Consider the following 20,428-nt stretch of genomic DNA (forward strand, 5'->3'; position numbering starts at 1 on the left):
CTCAGTGTATCTACCAGATACGGACCTCCTTCTTAAAAAAGAAATCACTATCAATTTTCCGTGGAGAAAATTTAGAATCTTGGTCAAAAATAAGTCTGAATAGTTTGAAATTAAAAACAATTCAAGAAGAATGTTTTAGGAGATTATGGAGAAAAGTATTGCCGATGACTTTGGAAAGATAGGAGTTCCTACTTTTTAGAAAGTAGGAACTCCTATCTTTGGTTTTTCAAGGAAACTTTTGAGTTAATAAATTCTTCGAATCGCTTGAGAAATTCTTTGGATATTGTCTTTTGTAAGATTCGGATAAATCGGAATACAATGTCCTCTTTGGAAAAGTCTTTCTCCGTTTGGAAAATCCGAATTGGAAAGTTCCAAGATATGATGGATCGGTTCCTCGGAAGCTCTTTGAGTTCCGATTTGAAGAGAACGGAAATAGCGTTCCACTTGTTCGTAAGCGCCGGGTGCGATGATGATGAAACGATTGAAGGAATCCAGATTCGGATCCCCGTACCAAGTTGTGACGGATGTTCCGGAGATCGATTGGAGATAAACTTGGGCGATCTTTCTTTTTCTTTCTAAGATGATTCCGATTTTGGAAAGTTGTTCGATTCCTAAAGCGGCTTGATAGTCGATTAGGTTATAATCTAATTTAGGCTGTCCTTCTTTTCTCTGATAAGGTTCTTTTCCCGCCTTCATCGCTCGCATTTTTTTTGCGAGAGGTTCTTGGTCGGTGATGATCATCGCTCCGTTTCCGGTAGTAATCATCTGGTCGACGGAAAGACCGCAGACCGCGAGGCTTCCTTGTTTTCCGGGAGTAAAGGTTTCGCTCTGAGCTCCTAAAACTTCGGAAATATCTTCAATGACAGGGATTCCTTTGAAGTCATATTTTTTTGCGTCGGCGACCGCACCAAAAGCGTGATCCAGGATGATCACCTTTACGGAAGAATCTTCCAGCGCCGTTTTCAAACCTTCCGCGTTCATATGGAAAGAATTCTTATCTAAATCGACAACGAGAGGAATCGCTTTGAGAAGAAAAATGGCATCGAGTGCGGAAACGGGAGCGAAAGTCGAGATGACTACCTTGTCTCCGGCTTGGACGTCAAGGGCAAGAAGAGCCAGATGATAGGCGGAAGTAAGATTGCTACTGGAAACAACTTGTTTGAAACGAAAAGTGGAAGCGAAGACCTTTTCGAATCGAGTCGTTACATTTCCTGTTGTGAGATGGTCTTCCACGAGGCATTCTAAGACCGTTTTTAGATCCTCTCTAGAAAGAGTGGGTTTGTGAAATTCAATCTCCGTCTTTTTCTTGGGATTTTTTTCCAGAATTTCAGTTTCGGTGCTACTCATATCCAACTCAAGCTCATATAATTTTATTATGTCGCATTCTATGCAAAAGAAGAATCTCGTAAATTCCTTTTTGGCGGTCTGCAAACGGAGATTCGTAGATGCGGGAAAAAGTACAAGAAAAATCTTTCCCGCCCGGGGGATTTTTGTGGGAACTCCCTCGGAAAGATCGTGGGTGGGGAGATTTTCTCGTAAATTTGGGGAAACCGCCGGAACTTTTTCTTTTTCATGAATGATTTGCTGTGGAAAAAAATGTAGGAACTCCTGCGATCCGGGTGAAGTGCCGTCGTCAGTTTCGAGCTTGGGATTTCTTGAGGAATTCTTACGATCCGGCCTTTGTTCGGAAAAAGTAGGAACTCCTATCGAACGAAACTTCCGGAAAAGACCGGCCTTTGTTCGGGAAAATGTAGGAACTCCTATAAAACAAAACTTACAGAAAAGTCCGGCCTTTGTTCGGGGACCAGGCTTCCCGTATAAACGTTTAGGTTCGCTCGCCCCTTGGCTGTTCAAGGAATTGGCATTTATCTGAACTGAAATTCACAAACTTGTATCGATTTGGGTTTAAACAAAAAGGAATGGATTTGTTGATTCAAATCACATTAGGATCTTCTGATTCTTCTTAAAACCAAACAAACGTGAATTCGGTATTACAAAATGTGAAAGCGAGTCCGGAATTGCTCCCGGCTTCTTTATTGTTTTTAGTCTTTCTTAAAAAGATTTCTGGTTCCGATCCAAATTTCAGGAAGGTAGGCCCCGACTAAAATCATAACCAAACCGCCGACCGTCCATTTCGAAATCAGAACGTTCTCGGTAAAACGAGTCAAGCCGACGTTTAAGATACTCACATACCATCCGATCGCGATGAGAATTACTCCGACTGTGTGAGGAATGACGTAATTAAAGATAGTATTCATTTTGCTTCCTTTTTCAAAAACTAAGAATGAGGAGATTTTGCAAAGAAAGCGAAGGGATTCAAGTGGTTTTCGGGTTGCTTAGAATCCGGATTCTCGGAAAGTTTCAGCTATGTCTCAAAATGAAAACTGGAACGACGAGGAAGAGGACTTTCCAATCCCCGTCAAGGAAGCCGGAAGGACGGAATCCAGGCTTTCCGCTCTCTTATTCAATCTTCTCAATCATCATTCTCCTATGAGTTTTACAAAAATCCGTTCTCTCCTTCCCGATCATTACCAAAATTTGGAGAATCCCGATTCCGATCGGAAAAAACTTTCCAGAGACGTGGAAGAATTGGGGGAACTCGGTTTTTTTGTCCGTTCCACTCAGGAAGGTTACGTCTTGGATCGAAACGTTTCCAATCGGGAATTAAAATTGGAAAAGGAAGAATTGCAGGTCCTCGCGGAAACGATTCTCAAATCCTATCAGGAATCACCTTCGCTCGAACTCTATTCCCTTTCTCAAAAACTTTTCGAAGGAAAGTTGGACGTTTATCCGGAGTTGGAGATGGACTTAAAAACCCAAAAATCTCTCAGCCAAAACGAAACCAGCGCTTCGGAAGAGATCTTAAAAAAACTTCTTGAATCTTTAAAGACGAGATCTCCCATCCAATTCTTATATTACAAAACGTTTCCCGAAGAAACGTATCGAGTGGAAGTCGATCCGATCCGATTGATTCGAAAGAATTCGGAAGATTATTATCTTTTAGCTTACGATCGAAAGAAAAAAGAAAGAAGAAGATTTATCATTCCAAAGATGACAAAATTAGAATCGATCGCCGAAAATTCTCTCTATCAACCGCAAGGACTCAAAAAAGAAATCTCCCAGGATTGGGTGCTTCATCCCGCGCTCTTTCAGGTTCACGACCCGATCGAAGTCGAGTTGGTCTGCGATCCGGAGTTTTCTTATAAGGTAAGAAACGGAATCTCGGAAATTCCTTATGAAGAATTCAAAAGGGATTCTTTTCGATTTAAGATCACCAATCAGGAAGGTTTGTTTCCTTTTTTGATCGAGGCAAGGGATACGATTCAAAAAATTCTTCCGGAGACCTTGGCGGAGGCTTTCCGGAAGAACGTCGAACAAATATCGTTCAATTATCAATCGTTTTCGGAGAACGTTTGAATCGAAATCGGAGTTCTAATTTCTAAACTCGGAATTTTCTAAAACGATTGCGATGCCCTGTCCTCCTCCGATACAAAGCGAAGCCACTCCGATTCTTTTGTTTCTTCTTTTCAGTTCGTAAGCAAGAGCCAAGGTAACTCTCGCGCCGCTCGCTCCGAGCGGATGTCCGATCGCGATCGCCCCTCCGTTTACGTTGGTTTTATCCGGATCCAGTTTGAGTTCTCGGATAACGGCTAACGTTTGAGAAGCGTAGGCTTCGTTGATTTCGAAAAGGTCCACGTCTTCGATTTTGATTCCCGCGTTGGAGAGCGCTTTTGGAACCGCGAAAACCGGACCGAGTCCCATCATCTTCGGATCACAACCTACGTTCGCATAACCAAGAATATGCGCCAAAGGTTTTAACTTCGCGTTTTTCGCCCAAGTATCGGAAGAAAGAAGAACGGATGCGGCTCCGTCGTTGATACCCGAGGCGTTTCCCGCCGTAATACTTCCGTCCTTTAAGAATGCGGTGGGAAGGTTTTTGAGTTGGTCCACACATTCCGCTCCCCGAATCTGTTCGTCTTTTTGGAGAAGAATCGACTTCTTTCCTTTGGTCTGAACCGGAATCATTTCCTCGGAGAAAATTCCCTGGATCGTCGCCCTTTCCGCGCGGACTTGCGAGATTCCGGCCCATTCGTCTTGTTCGGTTCTCGAAATCCGAAAATGTTTTGCGATGTTTTCTGCGGTCATTCCCATCGTAAGATCTGCAAAACAGTCGTTGAGGCTTTGCGCGAGCCGATCTTCCGTGATCGAGTTGCCGTATTTATTTCCCCATCTCGCGTTCTTTAAAACAAAAGGCGCGTTGCTCATCGATTCCGTTCCTCCCGCAAGAATCAGATTGTTCTCTTGGGAGAGAATCTTTCTCGCACCGATGAGAATACTTTCCAAACCGGAACCGCAGAGGCGATTGAGAGTCAGGGCGCTCGAACTTTCGGCAAGACCGGATCTAAGTCCGATATGTCTGGCTAAATAAGCGGAATCCTGATCGTCCTGTATTACATTTCCGTAAATTGCTTCCTCGATCTCCTTAGGATCGATTCCCGTTTTACGGATCGTCTCTTTTGCGGTGATCACTCCCAATTCCGAGGAACTAAAGTCCTTGAGTCCTCCTCCGAATTTTCCAAAAGGAGTCCTTACTCCGTCGATGATTACAGCCATTCTATTTACTCCTATGAGGTGTATATACACTATATTAATTCTAAAAGTTAGACTTACGGCGTGTCCCGAAGCTCGTTTTACTTTATCAGAAAAATCAAACTGCAAGGTTTTGTCCCGGTTTTGGGAGAGAACCTTATGATTTTCTAAATCATTCTTCCAAAACCGTTTTTAATACCGGGAGTTTTCGTATCTCCGAAAGTATTTTGAGCGTGTCTTTGAGTTTTGTTTTTCCGAGGTTTTCAGTAAGGGAATTTTGAGCTTGTTTCCAGAGTTCGATTCCTTCTCCAAGTTTGGACTCTCCTTTTTTTGTGAGATAAACCGAACGAACGTTACCGGTTTCCTTTTTTTCGATTCGGATCAGTCCGTCTCGATTAAGAATTTCCAAACTTCTTTGAAGGGTGGTTCGATCGATGTCGGTGATTCTTGCAAGATCGGAGATACTCGGTTCTTTCTCGTAAGCGATGCTCGCGAGTACGGTGAATTGAGTGATTCTCAAACCTGAGGGTTTTAGAATGAAATCGTAAAACGTCGTGATCAATCGAGTGGTCCTTCTCAAATTGAGATTCAGACAGGAAAGACCGATAACCTTTAAATCCTCGTTCGAAAATTTCATAATCCTACACCTCTTCGAAACCAATTTCCAATTCCATTCTTACCTTTTGCGTTTATTTGAAATCGGAAAAGAATCTTTTTTAAACCAAGGCGGCTTCCTTGTTCTCCAAGTTGAATTTGAATTCTCCCATTTTTTCCAAAACTTCCGTCGGTAAGAATGCTGGTTTTTTGGTCTCAAAGTTGATCCACATTCCGTAAGAGCGGACCTTGCTCACGATTTTTCCGTCGGATTCCCTTTCAAGCTGCTGATGAAAGATCGCACGAGTCTTTTTGATAAATTCAACTCTGGTTCTCACGATCACAGTATCGGGATATTTGAGATCGGAAAGATATTCGTATTCGGCTTTATAGACGATCGGTCCGATTCCACTCTCTTTGGTTTTTTCCATATCGATTCCGGAGCTTATAAAGGCTTTCATCTTTGCTTCGTCGCAGTAGGAATTGTAATTTTGATTGTTTACGTGCCCGTTGACGTCCGTGTCGCTGAATCGGACGGGAATTCTCAATTCAAAACGAAATGTTTCTTCCATCTTAGTATTCTCCTCTCGTTTAAATATATAGTGCATATACACTATATAAAGTCAATTCGAATTTAATCTGAATTCTCGATCGGGATTTTTTTTGAAAACTTAGATCTCGGTTTTGTTTGTATAGAATGTAGTAAAAATTCTTCAGTTCCGAAAAATGATCCTAAGGACGGGGATGAAATCTATCATCGAGAGCTTCCGCTGTCCTTTTCAAAGATATTCGGATTCAGTCCTGGAATTTTCAAGTTTTTGATTTTTGAAAACGGATTTAAGACGATCGATCCGTTTTTTTCGGAAAGCTACCCTTTTTTCCAGGAATTCTTAGATTACCATTCTCCCGTATTAGGCATCGAGAGCCAAGGTTCCTGCGGCGAAAGTGCGTGTCCTTTTTGAAGAAGTTCCACGGAGATCAGATCCGGTGAACGGATGAAGGCCATTCTTCCATCCCGAGGAGGGCGGTTGATCGTGATCCCTCTCGCGGAAATCTTTTCGCAGGTTTCGTAGATATTTTCCACTTCGAAAGCGAGATGTCCGAAGTTTCTTCCGCTCGTATAAGGTTCTTTTTGACCCCAGTTGTAGGTCAGCTCGATTTCCGGCGCGTCGGGTTCCCCCGTTGATAAGAAGACGAGAGTGTATTTTCCTTCAGGATGTTCTTTCTTGCGCGAGACGACGAGTCCGAGAGTCATACAAAAAAAATCGAGAGCCTTTTCTAAATCTTGAACTCGAATCATTGTGTGAAGGTATTTCATGTTTTCTCCAGTTACAAAAATCGGATATAGGATAGAATAGACAATTCGTAAAAAAAGGAAATTTCTTTCCTATTTTGTTCGGGCTCCTCGAAGATTTGTGGGAGCTCTTACGTTGTTTTTTAAAAGGCGGATTCCTTTTTTTACAGAGGAAGACGTTTTGGGTGAGCGTTTTCGGGGTTCTTTTCTAAAAAAAGAGTGTCGCTTTTTTGGGCGAATCCAGTACAAACCCCTGTTTTTTTGTAATCCAGGCGCCATTTTCTCGCGGTGTCGTATGAATTTTTATAGAATTTTGTCTTCTCTAATGGTTCTGAAGTAGAAAATCGGGCTTTGGTTTTTTAGAATTTGTAGGATCTCCTAAAAAATTTTCAACTTTTGAGACATAATCTTTTGAAGGGCGGAAGCGGCCATGTTTCGTTTTCACGAAATTTGCTCTTTTCTTAGATATAAGTCCTATTAATTGACTTCTTGTGTTAATTATCGCGACAAATTTTCCAAAAAATAAATGCCCAAAAATAAGGCAACGTAGTTGGGAGGGGCAATTGTTTCAATTTTTCTTAAAAAAGGACTCTCGGAGACGAATTCGGATACAATTTCTTCAAGAGATTAAAAGAATTTTGAAAGAGTTGTTTATAAAATAAAAACGAATGCGCTTAAACAAAACATTCGTCTTTCGATTAAGCAAGAACTCTTCTTTTGTATTCATTGCATTCAAACCTATAATAAACGTTGCAAATACTAAGCGATGGTTACATGCCTTGTGTTCTTTTGAGTCAGGCTTAAGTTGCGATGCTTAAATAAAATAGAATATTCTAAAAACTGAATGTTACGTCCGATCGTTTCTCTTTTTTTAATGAAAAAGGTGTGAGAATGTTTTTTTTGATTTATTTCTCAAAGAGCTTTTGTCTAACTGGTAACGAAGATTCGTTCTTCAAAAAAATAAAAACTCATTCGAGGTTTCAATATCATGACTACAAACAAACTGATTTCTGTGGTTTCCCTTCTTGGCCTTTTGGCAACTAGTTCTGCTTTTGCGGTATCCGAAGAAGTTGAGGATCAACTCTTGGAAAAAGCGATCGTTGAAAGTGCCGTTACCAAAGAACAAAAAACTGCGGTCGGAAATTACCTGAAAGCCGTTGCTCAACAAAAAGCCACCAGAGCAGAAGAACTTCGCGAACTTGCAAGAAGATCCACCGGTGGAAAATTCCTCGCAAGCAACGTTCAGTCTCAAAAATATATTAAACAAGCACAAGCTCTGGAAAGAGAAGCTCAAAGATATCAATCCGTTCTTGGAAGTCTTTAATCTTTAGTTCAGTCTGTTTTTCTTAGGCTGGATAAAAAAGGCGTCTTTAGAGACGCCTTTTTTATTGTACTCAAAATGATTTAGAATGATTTCGGTCTTTGGGCCGGGTGGTCGGAGAGACCGCTGCAAGGATTGATTTCAATTTCCTCAATCGATCTATCTGAATTCCCTTAGTTCGTTTTTGGCTTTGTCAGAGTCGATTCTCTGTTTGGATTTGCAAAACAGCTCAAGGAAAGCCCTTCCACAAGATAGCAGATCGCTTCCGGCGAAATACATTTGTGCCCGTCGTCATACGTTTGGCCGTTGATGATGAGCTCGATTTTTTGACAGACCATTTTTTCTTTTACTACCGTATTCGCTTCTTGCGCCCAAAAGCCGGCAGAAGGGATAGAAAGTAGCAGGAGGAGAATGGATTTCTTAAGGGGATTATAGAGGTTCCGTTTCATAGAAGTTCTTCTTTTGTTGGGTTACTTTAGAATATTCGTTCTCATTTACTTTCTCTGTCAATCAAAGGTTTGAGACCATTCTCACTCTCTTTTTTGTTCCGGATCTGGGAGGCGCCAAAGGCAAGGAGAGGAAAAAGAAAGATTCCGATCCAGAGCCCGTTGATGGGGTTTTTCCAAGAATTTTCAAGGTCTGTCCAGGAGGGTAAATAGGGAAGAATCGATTCGGGAAAAAATCCGGGTCTCTTTTCCGGATCAGGCTGCATTACGTGATACAGAGAAGCGGTATGATCAAACCAGTATTTTCCGATCCAAAGCTGATATACGGCCGCAAGAATCAGGATTCCTTGTGAAATCGTCTTAGAATGGTTTTTAAGAAGAATCCACCCGCCGAGAAAAGGGATAAACCAGAGCGTTGCGGATCCCCATTGAAATCTTCCGGGCAATGCAAGGCATCCGTAAGAACAAGGATGACCCGCATTTAAAAGCCATTGAATTCCTAAAGTAAGGAATAAAAGGATTCCGAATTTTCTTAGTTTCGGACTTTGGAAAAGATAAAACCAACCGATACAACCCGGAATCCAGATCAAAGGGTTTTGAAAGAAAAGGCCTTGATTACGATCCATAAAGAGACCCAAGCCGACCGTCACCCAGTGTTCTATTCTGGAATCTAATCTTGGCGGCGCATTCTTAGCCGCAAAAAAGGAGCCTCTGATCGAATCATACCAGAGATCATTCCAATAGAATAGGCTAAGAATGAAGAGGGCCGTGACGCCTAAGGATACGATTTTCGATTTGAATCCCCATTCTTTTTTGGATAGGAACCAGAGTAGAAGTGGAATCATCGCGGGCATATTCTTTACGTGGAGCCAAGCCAAAAAACCGAAACCGATTCCACATGCAAAAAGTAGAATATTCTGGAATTCTTTTTTTTTCGTGTGAGTTTCGAGATAGAGAAGAGAGGAGAAGATAAAAATGAATAAAATTCCTGAGGGTAAATCGGGAAAAATTTGTCCGGCGACCATCGGAAAGGGAAGGCCGATCGAGTAGATAAGACTCAGCCACGCGGATTCGCTTCGAGATCGATGGAACATTCTTCCAATATTGAAGAATATAAAAGGAAGAAGCCCGGTAAGAATCGCCAGAAGAATTCTCGCCCCTCCGATTCCTGAAAAAGCGTATCCGAATAGGACGAGCCAAGAAGTCCCGATCGGATGTACGCTGTATAATTTTCCGTTTTTCGGAATCGTATGATTCTCAACGTCGGTTGGACCAAGGATCTTTTTTGTGATTGCGTCGTCTTCGTAATTATTTTTGAGGTCAACGTCCGCATCCCGGAGGATACTTTCCGCAATGATGAGATAGTGTGGTTCGTCACCCGTAATAGGAAGTTTTTTCTTTTTTTCCCAACTCAAAAGGGTCCCAATGTAATAGAGGCAGGGGAGGAATAGGAGGACGATCCAAAGATACTTTCGCATCTTTTAAAAGTTTATGAAAATGCGGATTTGTCAATCAGGATGTTTTTGGCGTTTTACCGCCTTGCACCGACGAGGTTCGATCGTAAGAAAGAAAACATTCCGATTTTAGTTAAACTTTGAAAGGGAAGGTAAGTAAAAAAATCTGTTGGTTTCCATTTTTTCTGAAGAATTCTGCCTGCGTGAAAATTTCTAAGAACCGTTAAGGTAATGGAACAAATATTTTTAAGTCCGGATGAGAAGATTGAATCTCTTCTTGCTGAAAGAAAAGAGAAAGTTGTGACTCTTTTGATTCCTGAAAATTACTTCGATCGTCTGTCTGTAGAAGAACAGAGAAGGCTTCCGAAAAAACTTCCTTTTCTTTTGAGGAGATACTCAAAGTTGATGACTTCCAGAAGTCGTCTAAATTCCAAAGCGGATTCAATTCTTTATCAAAGTCCGGGAAAAATGAAAAAAATGAATTTCCGCGTGAATACCGGTTATTGGTCGATGTTGGGGGTTTTGGCTCAAGCTCATGGGGTCTCTCGATGTTTTCTTTTTAATTTTCTTTTGTCTTTGGAAGACGCTGAAGTGGGAGATTCTATCGTGGAAGTTTTAAATGCGGGAGTTCCTACCTTTCATGACGTTTACAGATATATCTGGCACCTAGATCTAATCCAAAACACGATCACCCGGACCTTAGAATTCGACCCAAACCCGATAAGTCCCTTTTTCGATATGAGTTTTCCCTGGGCTCGTAAAATTCTAATCTCCTAAAGATCTGACACAAAATCTAAAAAGCACTGAAAGCCCCTTAGCTCTTTTCAGGGAGGGACTTTTTATACCCAAAGCGAGAATTCTAAAATTCCCTTTTTTACAAGGGAAAAAACGGAAGAAACTTCATTCATTTTCAAAGTCTCATTCTTAATCTTCGAGCGACGACACCATTCCGGATTTCAAAATTGCAACTCACATCCATCAAACCAAATAGGTAAGAATTTTCACATTTCCAGTTTACAAGAAAACCCCGCGAATTTAGCCTTGAGGACATTCCATGAATCCAAGTACGGTCCGTCTCAATTTCAAACTGAATCTCATTCGTCATCTCCGAGATGGAAAACGAATGACTCTGGAAGAACTTTCTAACGTAACCGGAGTGACCAATCAAAAAGATCTCAAAGAGCAACTTGGAGAATTATTTTTCCTCGGAGCGACTCCTCACGTAGCCGATCTGATACAAGTGGATTACGATTCCGAAACGGATACGTTCGGATTGATTCTCCCTTTTCGATTCGATTCCAGTTTAAGGTTGAGCATTCGAGAATGGCTTACGCTTCGAAATATTTTGGAAGAAACATCGGAATCAAACTTTGATTCGCATACGAGCGCAGTTTCCAAAAAAATTCTTCAAAAAATAATTTCCATTCTTCCGATTACGGGACAGAACGCACTTACCTCTTATAAGAATACGATTCAAGAAGCGATTCGAAACGGAAAAACCCTGATCTTAGAATATCAATCTCGAAGCGATGAAAAATCTCTCCAAAGAAGGATCGATCCTTGGTTCCTCTTTCATTCTCTCGAAGACTATCTCTTGGGATATTGCCACGAAAGAAAAGCGGCTCGTAATTTTAGATTGGACCATATTCTTTCCCTAAAGACCGGGAGCGATCCGATCACACAACCGTCCGGGCAGACAAAGTTGAAATACATCCAAGAGTTTGAACGATTTCGTAAGAATCGGGAAAATTCTTCCGGAATCGCCGAAATCTGGCACACGAAGGAAATTTTCTATAATCTCGATCGTAAGCTGGGTCTTGAAAGAACGAGCGAAACCAGGACTCTCGAGAATGTCGTTTATCATTTGTCCAAAGCAAAGATCCGGGAAGAATCCTGGTTTTTAGAAACGATTCTTCCATTTGGAAAAAACGTGATTCTCAAAAGCCCCCCATCCATTGTAAAAAGAGCGATCGGCGAGATCGAAATGATGCTACGTTAGGAGGAATCGATTTGCTTTCTCCCGCAAAGATCAATCTCGGATTAGAAATTCCTTATAAACGTCCCGATGGATTTCACGAGATTCGCAGCGTCTTTTTAAGAATTTCTTGGGGAGACGATATCGAAATCGAACCAGCCGATAACGGAGTTTTCGAACTCATTTCGCAAAACGAAATCATATTAGAAAAACGAAAACTTTATGATCAAGTTTCCGAACTCGGAGATTATAAAAAAAACATTCTCTACAAAACGTTTCAAAAGGCGAGATCACTTTTTCCGGAGATTTCCGGAGTAAAAATTCATATCACAAAAAGAATTTCACCGGCCGGTGGACTCGGCGGCGGAAGTACAAACGCGGCCTCGCTTCTTTCGTTTTTCTTTTCTTGGCGTTCTTTTTTTACAACCGATGAAATGAGAAATCTCGCCGCTGAAATCGGATCCGACGTCCCCTTTTTTTTAGGAGAAGGCAACGCTTACGTTACCGGAAGAGGAGAGAATTCTCAGGAAATCGAAGTCTGTCCTGGACAAGGAATTCTTGCGTTAACTCCGCAAGTAATGAATACGGCGGAAATGTACTCCTTACTGAAAAAACCTTTACAAGAGGGGCCCTCTCAGAAAAATGGGAATACGCTGTCGGAAAATCTAATTTCTGTTCTAAAAAACGGGGATTGGAATGCTCTACAGGGTAGGCTCTTGAATGATTTTGAGCCGGTTGCCTTCCAACTTCATCCGGAATTGGGAGTTCTTAAGGACAGATTCCTGGAATTTGGATCCAGTTATTGTTCTCTGACCGGTTCGGGTTCGAGTTTGTACGGGCTGGTCCAGGGCCTTGAGATCCAGGAAGAACTGTTGCACAGGCTGAGACAGGAATTCCCAAATCTCACATTCGTACGATTCAATTTTTAGAAACTGGGCTGTCGCCAAGTGGTAAGGCAGCGGTTTTTGGTATCGCCATTTCCTAGGTTCGAATCCTAGCAGCCCAGCCAATTGTATTACTGACATTGATTAACGATGAAACCTACTCAGGATAAGGTCGCTGTGGTATTAGCCGCAGGGAAGGGCACCCGCATGAAGACGGATCAGCCTAAGGTAGCGGTAGAGCTGAATGGCAAACCGCTACTCCTTCACGTACTCGATCACCTGAAAGCTTCCGGCGTAGAACAGATCGTCGTCGTCGTAGGCTACAAAAAAGAATTGGTTCAAGATCTCTGCACCGGCATTTCCGGTATTTCCTTTGCGGAACAGACCGAACAACTCGGAACCGCTCATGCTCTTCTCTGTGCGGAAGCCCAACTTACGGACTTTCGCGGTTCCGTGATCGTTGCCTGCGGCGACGTTCCGATGATTACTTCGGAAACTTTTTCCAATATCGTAAAAGAACACAAAGAAAACGAATTCTCCGCAACGATTCTTTCCGCCGTTGTTGAAAAGCCGACGGGTTACGGAAGAATTATCCGTAATTCTTCCGGAGACGTTTCGGCTATCGTGGAAGAAAAAGACTCCTCTTCGGAAGAAAAACTCATCAACGAAATCAATACGGGAACTTACGTCTTTGACGGAGACGGGCTTTTTGATTCCCTCCGTCAGATCGGAAACTCCAATGCGCAGGGAGAATACTATCTTCCCGATCTCGTGAAATTATATAGAAATTCAGGAAAGAAACTCGGCGCGATGAAATTAAAGAATCATCTTGAAAGTCATGGAGTGAACTCTCCCGAAGACCTGCAGATGCTTTCCGCTATGATCAAAGGGGAGGCTGTCCATCCATGAATGGAGATATCGCCGTATTTGCGGGAAGTTCCAATAAAGAAATCGCCGAAGAAATCTGCGCTCATCTCAAGATTCAACCGGGGAAGATCAACCTGAAGAAATTCTCCGACGGAGAGATTTCGGTAAAGATCGAAGACAACGTTCGAGGAAGAGAAGTTTTCGTCGTTCAGTCTACTTCGGCTCCGGCTAACGATCATTTGATGGAATTGATTCTTATCATGGACGCTCTTCGCAGAGCCTCCGTTTCGAGCATCAGCGTCGTGATTCCCTATTACGGTTACGGTCGCCAGGATCGCAAAGTCGAACCGAGAGTTCCGATTTCTGCAAGAGTTGTCGCGGATCTTCTCGAGGTCGTCGGACCAAACCGGATTCTTACCATGGATCTTCACGCGGATCAGATTCAGGGATTTTTTAGAGTTCCTGTGGACAATCTTCATTTCGCTCCCGTTCTCGCGGAATACATCAATACAAAAAAGATCGAAGACTTAGTCATCGTTTCTCCGGACTCGGGCGGAGCGGAACGCGCTCGCGCCTTCGGTAAAAAAGTAAACGGTTCCCTCGCGATCATCGACAAAAGAAGACCAAAAGCTAACGAATCCGAAGTGATGAACGTGATCGGCGAGATCGAAGGGAAGAATTGTATTCTTCTCGACGACATGATCGACACGGCGGGAACGATCTGCAAGGCTGCGGAAGCGCTTCTCAAACACGGCGCGAAGTCGGTTTATTGCGCGGCGACACACGGTGTTCTTTCCGGAGAGGCGGTAAATCGAATCAACGCGACGAACTTCACGGAAGTCGTTCTCGCAAATACCATCGCGATTCCCGAATCCAAAAAGATCCACAAATTGAAATCATTGTCCGTAGCTCCTTTGCTCGCAAACGCGATTCAAAGGATTCACACAAATCAATCAGTCAGCACTTTATTCGATTAAGGTTAGGTAATAAAAATGAGCCAGAACACTATTCACAAGATTGCAGTTAAAAAAAGAACGGAAACCGGTAAGAACGAAAACAATCGTCTTCGTGCGTCGGGACTCGTTCCCATCAATATTATCGGTGCGGGCGTTGCAACCTCGGGCGCGGTGAACGAGAAAGAACTTGAAAAGATGGTTCATTCCGGAATCCGTCAGTCCACTCTGATCGAGTTGGACGTGGAAGGTCAAGGATCTCAAAAAGTTTATGTAAAGGAAATCCAAAGATTTCCTGAGATCGATAGAATCCGTCACGTAGACTTTTATAAGGTTGTTCCCGGTCAGAAGATCGTTACTAAAATCGGTATTGAAACTACCGGTGTTGCGAAAGGTTCTAAAACCGGCGGACAGTTCGAACATATCATTCATGAACTTCGAGTAAAAACGATTCCTGAAGATCTGATAGAAAATCTTACGATAGACGTCACCGATCTCGACGTAGGCGACGCAATTAAGATCAGCCAACTCAAGGTTCCCGCAAGCTGGGAAATTTTGATCAACGGAGATCCGATCGTAACTTCCGTAAATAAAACCAAAGCTCTTCTCGCGGCAGAAAGAGCGGAAGCTCAAGGCGCTAAAGAAGACGCTAAAGGCAAAAAAGGTAAAAAATAATACGGAACTGATTCGGGTCTAACCTGAAAGATACAGATAGGTATTCATGAAGCTGATCGTCGGACTCGGGAATCCAGGAGACAGATACAATAATAACCGCTCAAACATCGGTTTCAAAATATTGGATGTTATCGCAAATAACATCAATGTTGAAATCAAGACCAAGAAGAAGAAATCTCTGATTGGTCGCGGTGATTTTGAGGGGGAAGAAGTTGTACTCTTAAAACCTCAGACTTTTAGCGATCTCTCCGGAGAATCCGTTCTTTATATCGCGTCGTTTCTAAAAATACAAGTGGGAGAAATTCTTGTCATCCAAGAAGACTGGAGCCTTCCCCTTGGAAGAATCGTCGTAGACAAGGGAACTCAGGAAACCGATCACCCCGGAGTAAAATCCATCATTCAATCTCTTCGTTCTCCGAATTTTATCAGGATCAGAATCGGAATTTGGAATGACGGATTCGATCTTAAAGTGAGAGATTCTTTCTTAAAAGAAGATTTCGAACCGATGGAGAACCTGAGTTTGATTCAGATCATCAACGACGCGGAAGCGGCGATTCGTTCGATTTCTCTCGGAGATATCGACGACGTGATCGAAAAATATCATCTTTGATGTAAGAACCTGTCCTTCGGACAGAACCTTGCAGCTTGATTTTTTTGGTAAAGAGGATCAAATTTTTCAAGGCGCTGTAAAAATTTCTGTCCGAATTTCATTCCAACCGTTTTCCTTTTGGCGGTTTCGCTCAATTCTTCCTTGCCTTTTTGAAGAAACGTGAAATTCTAACAGAAGGAACCTCTTGCCTGTTTAATGTATCTCACAGGCGTCTAAGTTACAGGAGAACTCCATGAACAAGAACGTAAAAAATGTATTCTTTGTCCTAATCATTATGATGGTCGTTTTGATCATCGCTTATAATTATGAGAACAATGCCGGCGCGACCAAGGATATCTCCTATTCCGACTTTTTAAATATGTTGGAACCGGTTGAGGGCAAAAAACCTCTGGGCAAACTCTATAAAGGAACTGTCGATAAATACAACAAAATCCAAATCGAGAAAGATATAATCGAAGGATTTTACATTCCAGCCGAATACTCGGAATCCAAAACCGCAAAACCGGTAAAATTCAGAACCACAGTCGCTCCGCTTGATAAGGATCTGATAGCTTCATTAAGAAGAGCTAATGTTTCTTTCGACGCGCGTTCCGCCGAGGAAGGAAAGTTTTGGAGCGTGATCGGAAGCAACATTCTTCTTATCGTAATTCTGATCGGTCTTTTCTGGTTTATCATGATGAGACAGATACAGTCTACAGGGAACAAAGCGTTCTCCTTTGGAAAATCCAAAGCGAAGATGACCGTCGATCCGAAAGTTAAAATTACGTTTGAAGACGTTGCGGGTTGTGAAGAAGCAAAAGAAGAATTAGTAGAAATTATAGAATTCTTAAAAGATCCGAAAAAGTTTCACGCGATCGGAGCGAGAATTCCCACCGGTGTGTTGTTAGTCGGTCCTCCGGGAACCGGTAAAACATTACTCGCAAGAGCGGTTGCCGGCGAAGCGGGAGTTCCCTTCTTCTCGATTTCCGGTTCCGACTTCGTAGAAATGTTCGTGGGTGTGGGGGCTTCTCGTGTGAGAGACTTGTTCGATCAAGGTAAGAAAAATGCTCCTTGTATCATCTTTATCGATGAGATCGACGCGGTCGGCCGTTTGAGAGGCGCAGGTCTCGGCGGCGGCCATGATGAAAGAGAACAAACTCTGAACCAGATGCTCGTAGAGATGGACGGTTTTGAAAAGAACGAAGGTGTGATCGTAATGGCGGCTACAAACCGTGCGGACGTTCTCGACCCCGCCCTTCTTCGTCCGGGTCGTTTTGACCGTCAGGTAATGGTGGATCTTCCGGATATCAGAGGAAGAGAAGAAATTCTAAAAGTACATTCTCGCAAAGTTCCTATGACCAGCGATATTTCTCTTCACTCGATTGCGAGAGGAACCCCCGGCTTTACCGGTGCGGATCTTGCAAACCTGATCAACGAAGGCGCGTTACTCGCCGCTCGTAAGAATAAAAAAAGAGTCACTCAGGACGAACTCGAAGAAGCGCGCGACAAGGTGCTCATGGGGCCTGAGAGAAAATCCTTCTTTATGTCCGAGAAAGAAAAAGAGGTCATCGCGTATCACGAAGCGGGTCACGCAATTTTGGGAACTCTTCTTCCTTATACGGAACCGGTTCACAAGGTTACGATCATTCCAAGAGGGCGCGCTTTAGGTCTCACTCAGTCTCTTCCGAAAGAAGACAGACATATTCTTCCGAAGACATATTGGCTCGATCAGATCGTGGTCGCTATGGGCGGGTTTATCGCGGAAGAATTTAAATTCGGAGTCACTTCCACGGGTTCGAGCAACGATATCCAACAAGCATCTAACATCGCTCGTAAGATGGTCTGCGAATGGGGAATGTCCGAAAAACTCGGAACCGTAAATTACGCCGGAGATCAGGCCAACGTTTTCGTGGGTCGAGACATGGGTCACAGCAATAAATACTATTCGGAAGAATTCGCCGCTATGATCGACAAGGAAGTTCGTGAAATCGTTCAGACTTGTCTCAACAAAGGACGCGATCTTGTTCGTAAAAACGCTTCCAAGTTTGAAGGATTGGCAAAAGCCCTTCTTGCGAAAGAAACGATTTCTCACGACGAATTGATGCTCATCGTTCATCCTGCGAGCGAAGACGGCACAAAAAAAAAGCCGGAAAAAACGGTTAAATCGAAAAAACAAAACGGAATCAAGACAAACCCCGCGTACAACGCCGGAATGGAATGAATCACTGGTTATTTAAAACAGAACCCGACGTTTTTTCGATCGATGATCTATACAATTCTCCTTCCCATATCGCTCCTTGGGAAGGGGTAAGAAATTATCAGGCTCGCAATTTCTTGCGTGACAGTATTAAAAAAGGGGATCTAATTCTCTTCTACCATAGCCAGGCTAAACCCCTTTCCATTGTTGGGATAGCCGAAGTAGCAAAACAAGGTTATCCGGATCATTTCGCATTTGATCCTTCTCATAAATACTTCGATCCGAAAAGTAAGGCTGAGAATCCGACTTGGTACATGGTAGACGTAAAATTTAAAAAAAGATTCCCTGAACCTGTCACGATGGAAGAAATGAAAAAGCACAAACAACTTAAGAATATGGTGCTTCTACAGAAAGGTTCCCGCCTTTCTATTCAGCCAGTTTCTCCCGCGGAGTTTCAGTTTATTCTGGGACTTGCGGGTGTGAAACTTTGAAATTTAAAGTCCTCCCGTTTCTTTTTCTATTTCTGATCGGTACCGTTTCGGTTTTTTCCGATCCGATTTCAGTATCGGAGAATCAAACCTCTCCGCAACAATCCGCATTCTCACTTACCGAAAGAATGAAAGGAGAATTTTTAGGGAAGACTCTTCAAGTATTAGAAGATCCTAATGGACAAATTCGAATCGAAAATTTCTCCAATCCGAACTTCCACCCTGAGTGGAAGGATTTCGGAAAAGACAGTCTTTCCAAAGGATATACTCGATCTACGTTTTGGATTCGTTCCAAGATTCATTTTGAAAAGATCGGCCACGGTTTTCAACCTTGGTTTTTAGAATTGGCAAATCCCGCTTCCGAAGAATTCGTTCTCTATAAAAAACTTTCTCAGTTTCCGATCCGCTATCAGGAGATCAAAAGGGATCAGAGTATCGAATATTTTCATCCGGTTTATCGTTTGGTTACTCAATACGGTAACACTGAAGAATATTTGATCAAGGTTTCTACGAGAAGATCCTTGATTCTGAACCTAAAGGCGTGGAGCGTTTACGAATTCCTCACAAACGTTCAAGTCCAGAATATTCTGTTCGGATTATTTTTCGGGGCCTTGCTCGTGATGCTCGTCTACAACGGATTTGTCCTTTTTACGGTCAAAGAAGCGGGTTATCTTTTTTACGTTCTTTATCTTTTGTTTTTCGGTTTGTGGCAGTTGTCCGTGACCGGAGTCGGGAACCAATATCTCTACACTTCTGCTCTCAAAACTTGGAACGACCTTCTGGTTCCGTTCGCCTATCTTGCGATCGTCTTTTCCATCCAGTTTACGAGATCCTTTCTTCATACTGGTAGAACGATGAAGATAATGGATTATATTCTTGTTTTATTCATGATCCCGGGAATTGCGGGAATTCTTCTTTCCTTCTTTCCTATGTTTTACTTTTGGAATATGCAGGCTCTTACCTTGTTTCCGATTTTTACTTCCGTCGTAGTGATCTACGCGGGAATCGATCGTTATCGTCAAGGATACAGACCCGCAAGATTCTTTCTTCTTGCTTGGTCGGTTCTGGTGGTTTTTATTTTGATCACCGTCCTCAGAAACTTATCGGTGTTGCCGAGTAATTTGTTTACCAACTGGGGTTCCTTGATCGGTTCTCTTTTGGAAATGACTCTTCTTTCTTTCGCATTGGCGGATCGTTTTAAATCCCTCCAAGCAGAGAGTTTGCAAACAAGTATCGACGCGTATGAGAATCAGATCAAACTATCCGAGATCGAACAGGAGCTGAAGATCGCAAGAGAACTCCAAGAATCCATTCTTCCGGATAAACTTCCGAAGGTGGAAGGAATCGAACTTTCCGTAAAGATGGAATGTGCGAGTTCGGTCGGCGGGGACTTCTACGATTTTCACGATTATGGAGACGGCCGTCTCGGTGTTTTTATCAGCGACGTTTCCGGTCATGGGATTCCGGCGGCGATCATCGCCTCGATGGTGAAACTCGCGTTTTCCATCGAAGTTAGAAAGGCTGTGGAACCCGCCGATCTTTTGAAGAACGTGAACCGCGCTTTGATGGGTAAATACGGTAAACATTTTATCACCGCAGCGTATTTGATCCTAGATATTCATAAGGGAATCATAACGTATTCGAACGCGGGGCATCCTCCGATTGCGATTCTCAACCACGCCAAGGGAGAATTTAGAGAAATTTTTCTTCCGGGTTGGATCATGGGAATCGACGGAAATCTGAAGAACGGCCAACTGATTATTCCGATCAAAAAAGAGGATCGGATTATCATGTTCACGGACGGTGTTACGGAAGCGCGAAATCAATACGGGCAGATGTTCGGTTATCAAAAGTTTTACGAATTCTTAAAAACGAATTCCGCGATCCAAGGAAAAATTTTAAACCAACTTGTTTTTGATAAGGTGAAATCCTGGTCCGGACGCGGCGATCAATTCGAAGACGACATTACTCTGCTGATCTTGGACTTAAACGGGAAGTTTGAAAAGGAAGAAGAAACTGCCTCCTCCTTTTTTCAAGAAAGCTCTCGAACCGGATCTTGACCCGTTCGAAAATCGAAAAACGTCCGGAACGGGATTTGGAT

At 42.8% G+C, this 20,428-nt stretch carries 20 protein-coding genes and 1 tRNA gene; 13 read left to right on the top strand and 8 right to left on the bottom strand.

Annotated elements, in window-relative coordinates; all coding sequences use genetic code 11:
* Positions 1 to 243 precede the first annotated feature (243 nt).
* Positions 244 to 1,347 (bottom strand): DegT/DnrJ/EryC1/StrS family aminotransferase, encoded by a 1,104-nt coding sequence (locus JWG44_RS12175; protein WP_205275225.1) that lies wholly within the window; start codon positions 1,345 to 1,347, stop codon positions 244 to 246.
* A gap of 695 nt (positions 1,348 to 2,042) precedes the next feature.
* The gene (locus JWG44_RS12180; RefSeq protein ID WP_205275226.1) at positions 2,043 to 2,258 is read right to left on the bottom strand and encodes a hypothetical protein; all 216 of its coding nucleotides are present in this window, start codon (positions 2,256 to 2,258) and stop codon (positions 2,043 to 2,045) included.
* 109 nt (positions 2,259 to 2,367) lie between these two features.
* Here JWG44_RS12180 and JWG44_RS12185 point away from each other — a divergent pair, with 109 nt between their 5' ends.
* Positions 2,368 to 3,417 carry a helix-turn-helix transcriptional regulator gene (locus JWG44_RS12185; RefSeq protein ID WP_205275227.1) on the top strand — a complete coding sequence of 350 codons (1,050 nt, stop codon included), beginning with the start codon at positions 2,368 to 2,370 and terminating at the stop codon, positions 3,415 to 3,417.
* 15 nt (positions 3,418 to 3,432) lie between these two features.
* Here JWG44_RS12185 and JWG44_RS12190 read toward each other — a convergent pair whose 3' ends face one another.
* From JWG44_RS12190 to JWG44_RS12205, 4 genes are all read right to left on the bottom strand, one after another.
* Complete coding sequence (locus JWG44_RS12190) at positions 3,433 to 4,614, bottom strand: thiolase family protein (protein ID WP_205275228.1); 1,182 nt, start codon at positions 4,612 to 4,614, stop codon at positions 3,433 to 3,435.
* A 148-nt stretch (positions 4,615 to 4,762) separates the two neighbouring features.
* On the bottom strand, positions 4,763 to 5,227 hold the full coding sequence (locus JWG44_RS12195) for a MarR family winged helix-turn-helix transcriptional regulator (RefSeq protein WP_205275229.1): 465 nt from the start codon (positions 5,225 to 5,227) through the stop codon (positions 4,763 to 4,765).
* Positions 5,228 to 5,306: 79 nt separating this feature from the next.
* Positions 5,307 to 5,756 carry an acyl-CoA thioesterase gene (locus JWG44_RS12200; RefSeq protein ID WP_205275230.1) on the bottom strand — a complete coding sequence of 150 codons (450 nt, stop codon included), beginning with the start codon at positions 5,754 to 5,756 and terminating at the stop codon, positions 5,307 to 5,309.
* A 323-nt stretch (positions 5,757 to 6,079) separates the two neighbouring features.
* Positions 6,080 to 6,502, bottom strand: coding sequence for a VOC family protein (locus JWG44_RS12205; protein ID WP_205275231.1), 423 nt, complete (start codon positions 6,500 to 6,502; stop codon positions 6,080 to 6,082).
* A gap of 964 nt (positions 6,503 to 7,466) precedes the next feature.
* Between JWG44_RS12205 and JWG44_RS12210 the strand changes: the two genes are divergently transcribed.
* The gene (locus JWG44_RS12210) at positions 7,467 to 7,802 is read left to right on the top strand and encodes an LIC10421/LIC12816 family protein (RefSeq protein ID WP_205275232.1); all 336 of its coding nucleotides are present in this window, start codon (positions 7,467 to 7,469) and stop codon (positions 7,800 to 7,802) included.
* A gap of 170 nt (positions 7,803 to 7,972) precedes the next feature.
* Here JWG44_RS12210 and JWG44_RS12215 read toward each other — a convergent pair whose 3' ends face one another.
* On the bottom strand, positions 7,973 to 8,248 hold the full coding sequence (locus tag JWG44_RS12215; RefSeq protein ID WP_205275233.1) for a hypothetical protein: 276 nt from the start codon (positions 8,246 to 8,248) through the stop codon (positions 7,973 to 7,975).
* Positions 8,249 to 8,289: 41 nt separating this feature from the next.
* Complete coding sequence (locus tag JWG44_RS12220; RefSeq protein ID WP_205275234.1) at positions 8,290 to 9,723, bottom strand: YhgE/Pip domain-containing protein; 1,434 nt, start codon at positions 9,721 to 9,723, stop codon at positions 8,290 to 8,292.
* A gap of 207 nt (positions 9,724 to 9,930) precedes the next feature.
* Here JWG44_RS12220 and JWG44_RS12225 point away from each other — a divergent pair, with 207 nt between their 5' ends.
* From JWG44_RS12225 to JWG44_RS12275, 11 genes are all read left to right on the top strand, one after another.
* Positions 9,931 to 10,476, top strand: a complete 546-nt coding sequence (locus JWG44_RS12225) for a DUF1564 domain-containing protein (RefSeq protein ID WP_205275235.1) — start codon at positions 9,931 to 9,933, stop codon at positions 10,474 to 10,476.
* Between the two features lie 277 nt (positions 10,477 to 10,753).
* Positions 10,754 to 11,698: a helix-turn-helix transcriptional regulator gene (locus tag JWG44_RS12230; protein WP_205275236.1), complete on the top strand. Its 945-nt coding sequence runs from the start codon at positions 10,754 to 10,756 to the stop codon at positions 11,696 to 11,698.
* Between the two features lie 11 nt (positions 11,699 to 11,709).
* Positions 11,710 to 12,603 (top strand): 4-(cytidine 5'-diphospho)-2-C-methyl-D-erythritol kinase, encoded by an 894-nt coding sequence (locus tag JWG44_RS12235; RefSeq protein ID WP_205275237.1) that lies wholly within the window; start codon positions 11,710 to 11,712, stop codon positions 12,601 to 12,603.
* 4 nt (positions 12,604 to 12,607) lie between these two features.
* Positions 12,608 to 12,683, top strand: a tRNA-Gln gene (locus JWG44_RS12240).
* Positions 12,684 to 12,708: 25 nt separating this feature from the next.
* Positions 12,709 to 13,467: a sugar phosphate nucleotidyltransferase gene (locus JWG44_RS12245; RefSeq protein ID WP_205275238.1), complete on the top strand. Its 759-nt coding sequence runs from the start codon at positions 12,709 to 12,711 to the stop codon at positions 13,465 to 13,467.
* Positions 13,464 to 14,402, top strand: coding sequence for a ribose-phosphate diphosphokinase (locus tag JWG44_RS12250; protein WP_205275239.1), 939 nt, complete (start codon positions 13,464 to 13,466; stop codon positions 14,400 to 14,402). Before JWG44_RS12245 ends, JWG44_RS12250 begins: the two co-directional genes overlap by 4 nt.
* Before the next feature lie 15 nt (positions 14,403 to 14,417).
* The gene (locus JWG44_RS12255) at positions 14,418 to 15,053 is read left to right on the top strand and encodes a 50S ribosomal protein L25/general stress protein Ctc (RefSeq protein ID WP_205275240.1); all 636 of its coding nucleotides are present in this window, start codon (positions 14,418 to 14,420) and stop codon (positions 15,051 to 15,053) included.
* A gap of 46 nt (positions 15,054 to 15,099) precedes the next feature.
* Entirely contained in the window at positions 15,100 to 15,663 is a 564-nt protein-coding gene (pth, locus tag JWG44_RS12260; RefSeq protein ID WP_100786752.1) for an aminoacyl-tRNA hydrolase, read from the top strand.
* Between the two features lie 232 nt (positions 15,664 to 15,895).
* A complete protein-coding gene (gene ftsH, locus JWG44_RS12265; protein WP_205275241.1) occupies positions 15,896 to 17,863 on the top strand; it encodes an ATP-dependent zinc metalloprotease FtsH in 1,968 nt (655 codons plus the stop codon).
* Positions 17,860 to 18,330, top strand: coding sequence for an EVE domain-containing protein (locus JWG44_RS12270; protein WP_205275242.1), 471 nt, complete (start codon positions 17,860 to 17,862; stop codon positions 18,328 to 18,330). Before ftsH ends, JWG44_RS12270 begins: the two co-directional genes overlap by 4 nt.
* Positions 18,327 to 20,387, top strand: a complete 2,061-nt coding sequence (locus tag JWG44_RS12275; protein ID WP_205275243.1) for a 7TM diverse intracellular signaling domain-containing protein — start codon at positions 18,327 to 18,329, stop codon at positions 20,385 to 20,387. Before JWG44_RS12270 ends, JWG44_RS12275 begins: the two co-directional genes overlap by 4 nt.
* The last annotated feature ends 41 nt before the right edge of the window (positions 20,388 to 20,428 follow it).

It is taken from the genome of Leptospira ainazelensis (assembly GCF_016918785.1).
Taxonomy (GTDB): domain Bacteria; phylum Spirochaetota; class Leptospiria; order Leptospirales; family Leptospiraceae; genus Leptospira; species Leptospira ainazelensis.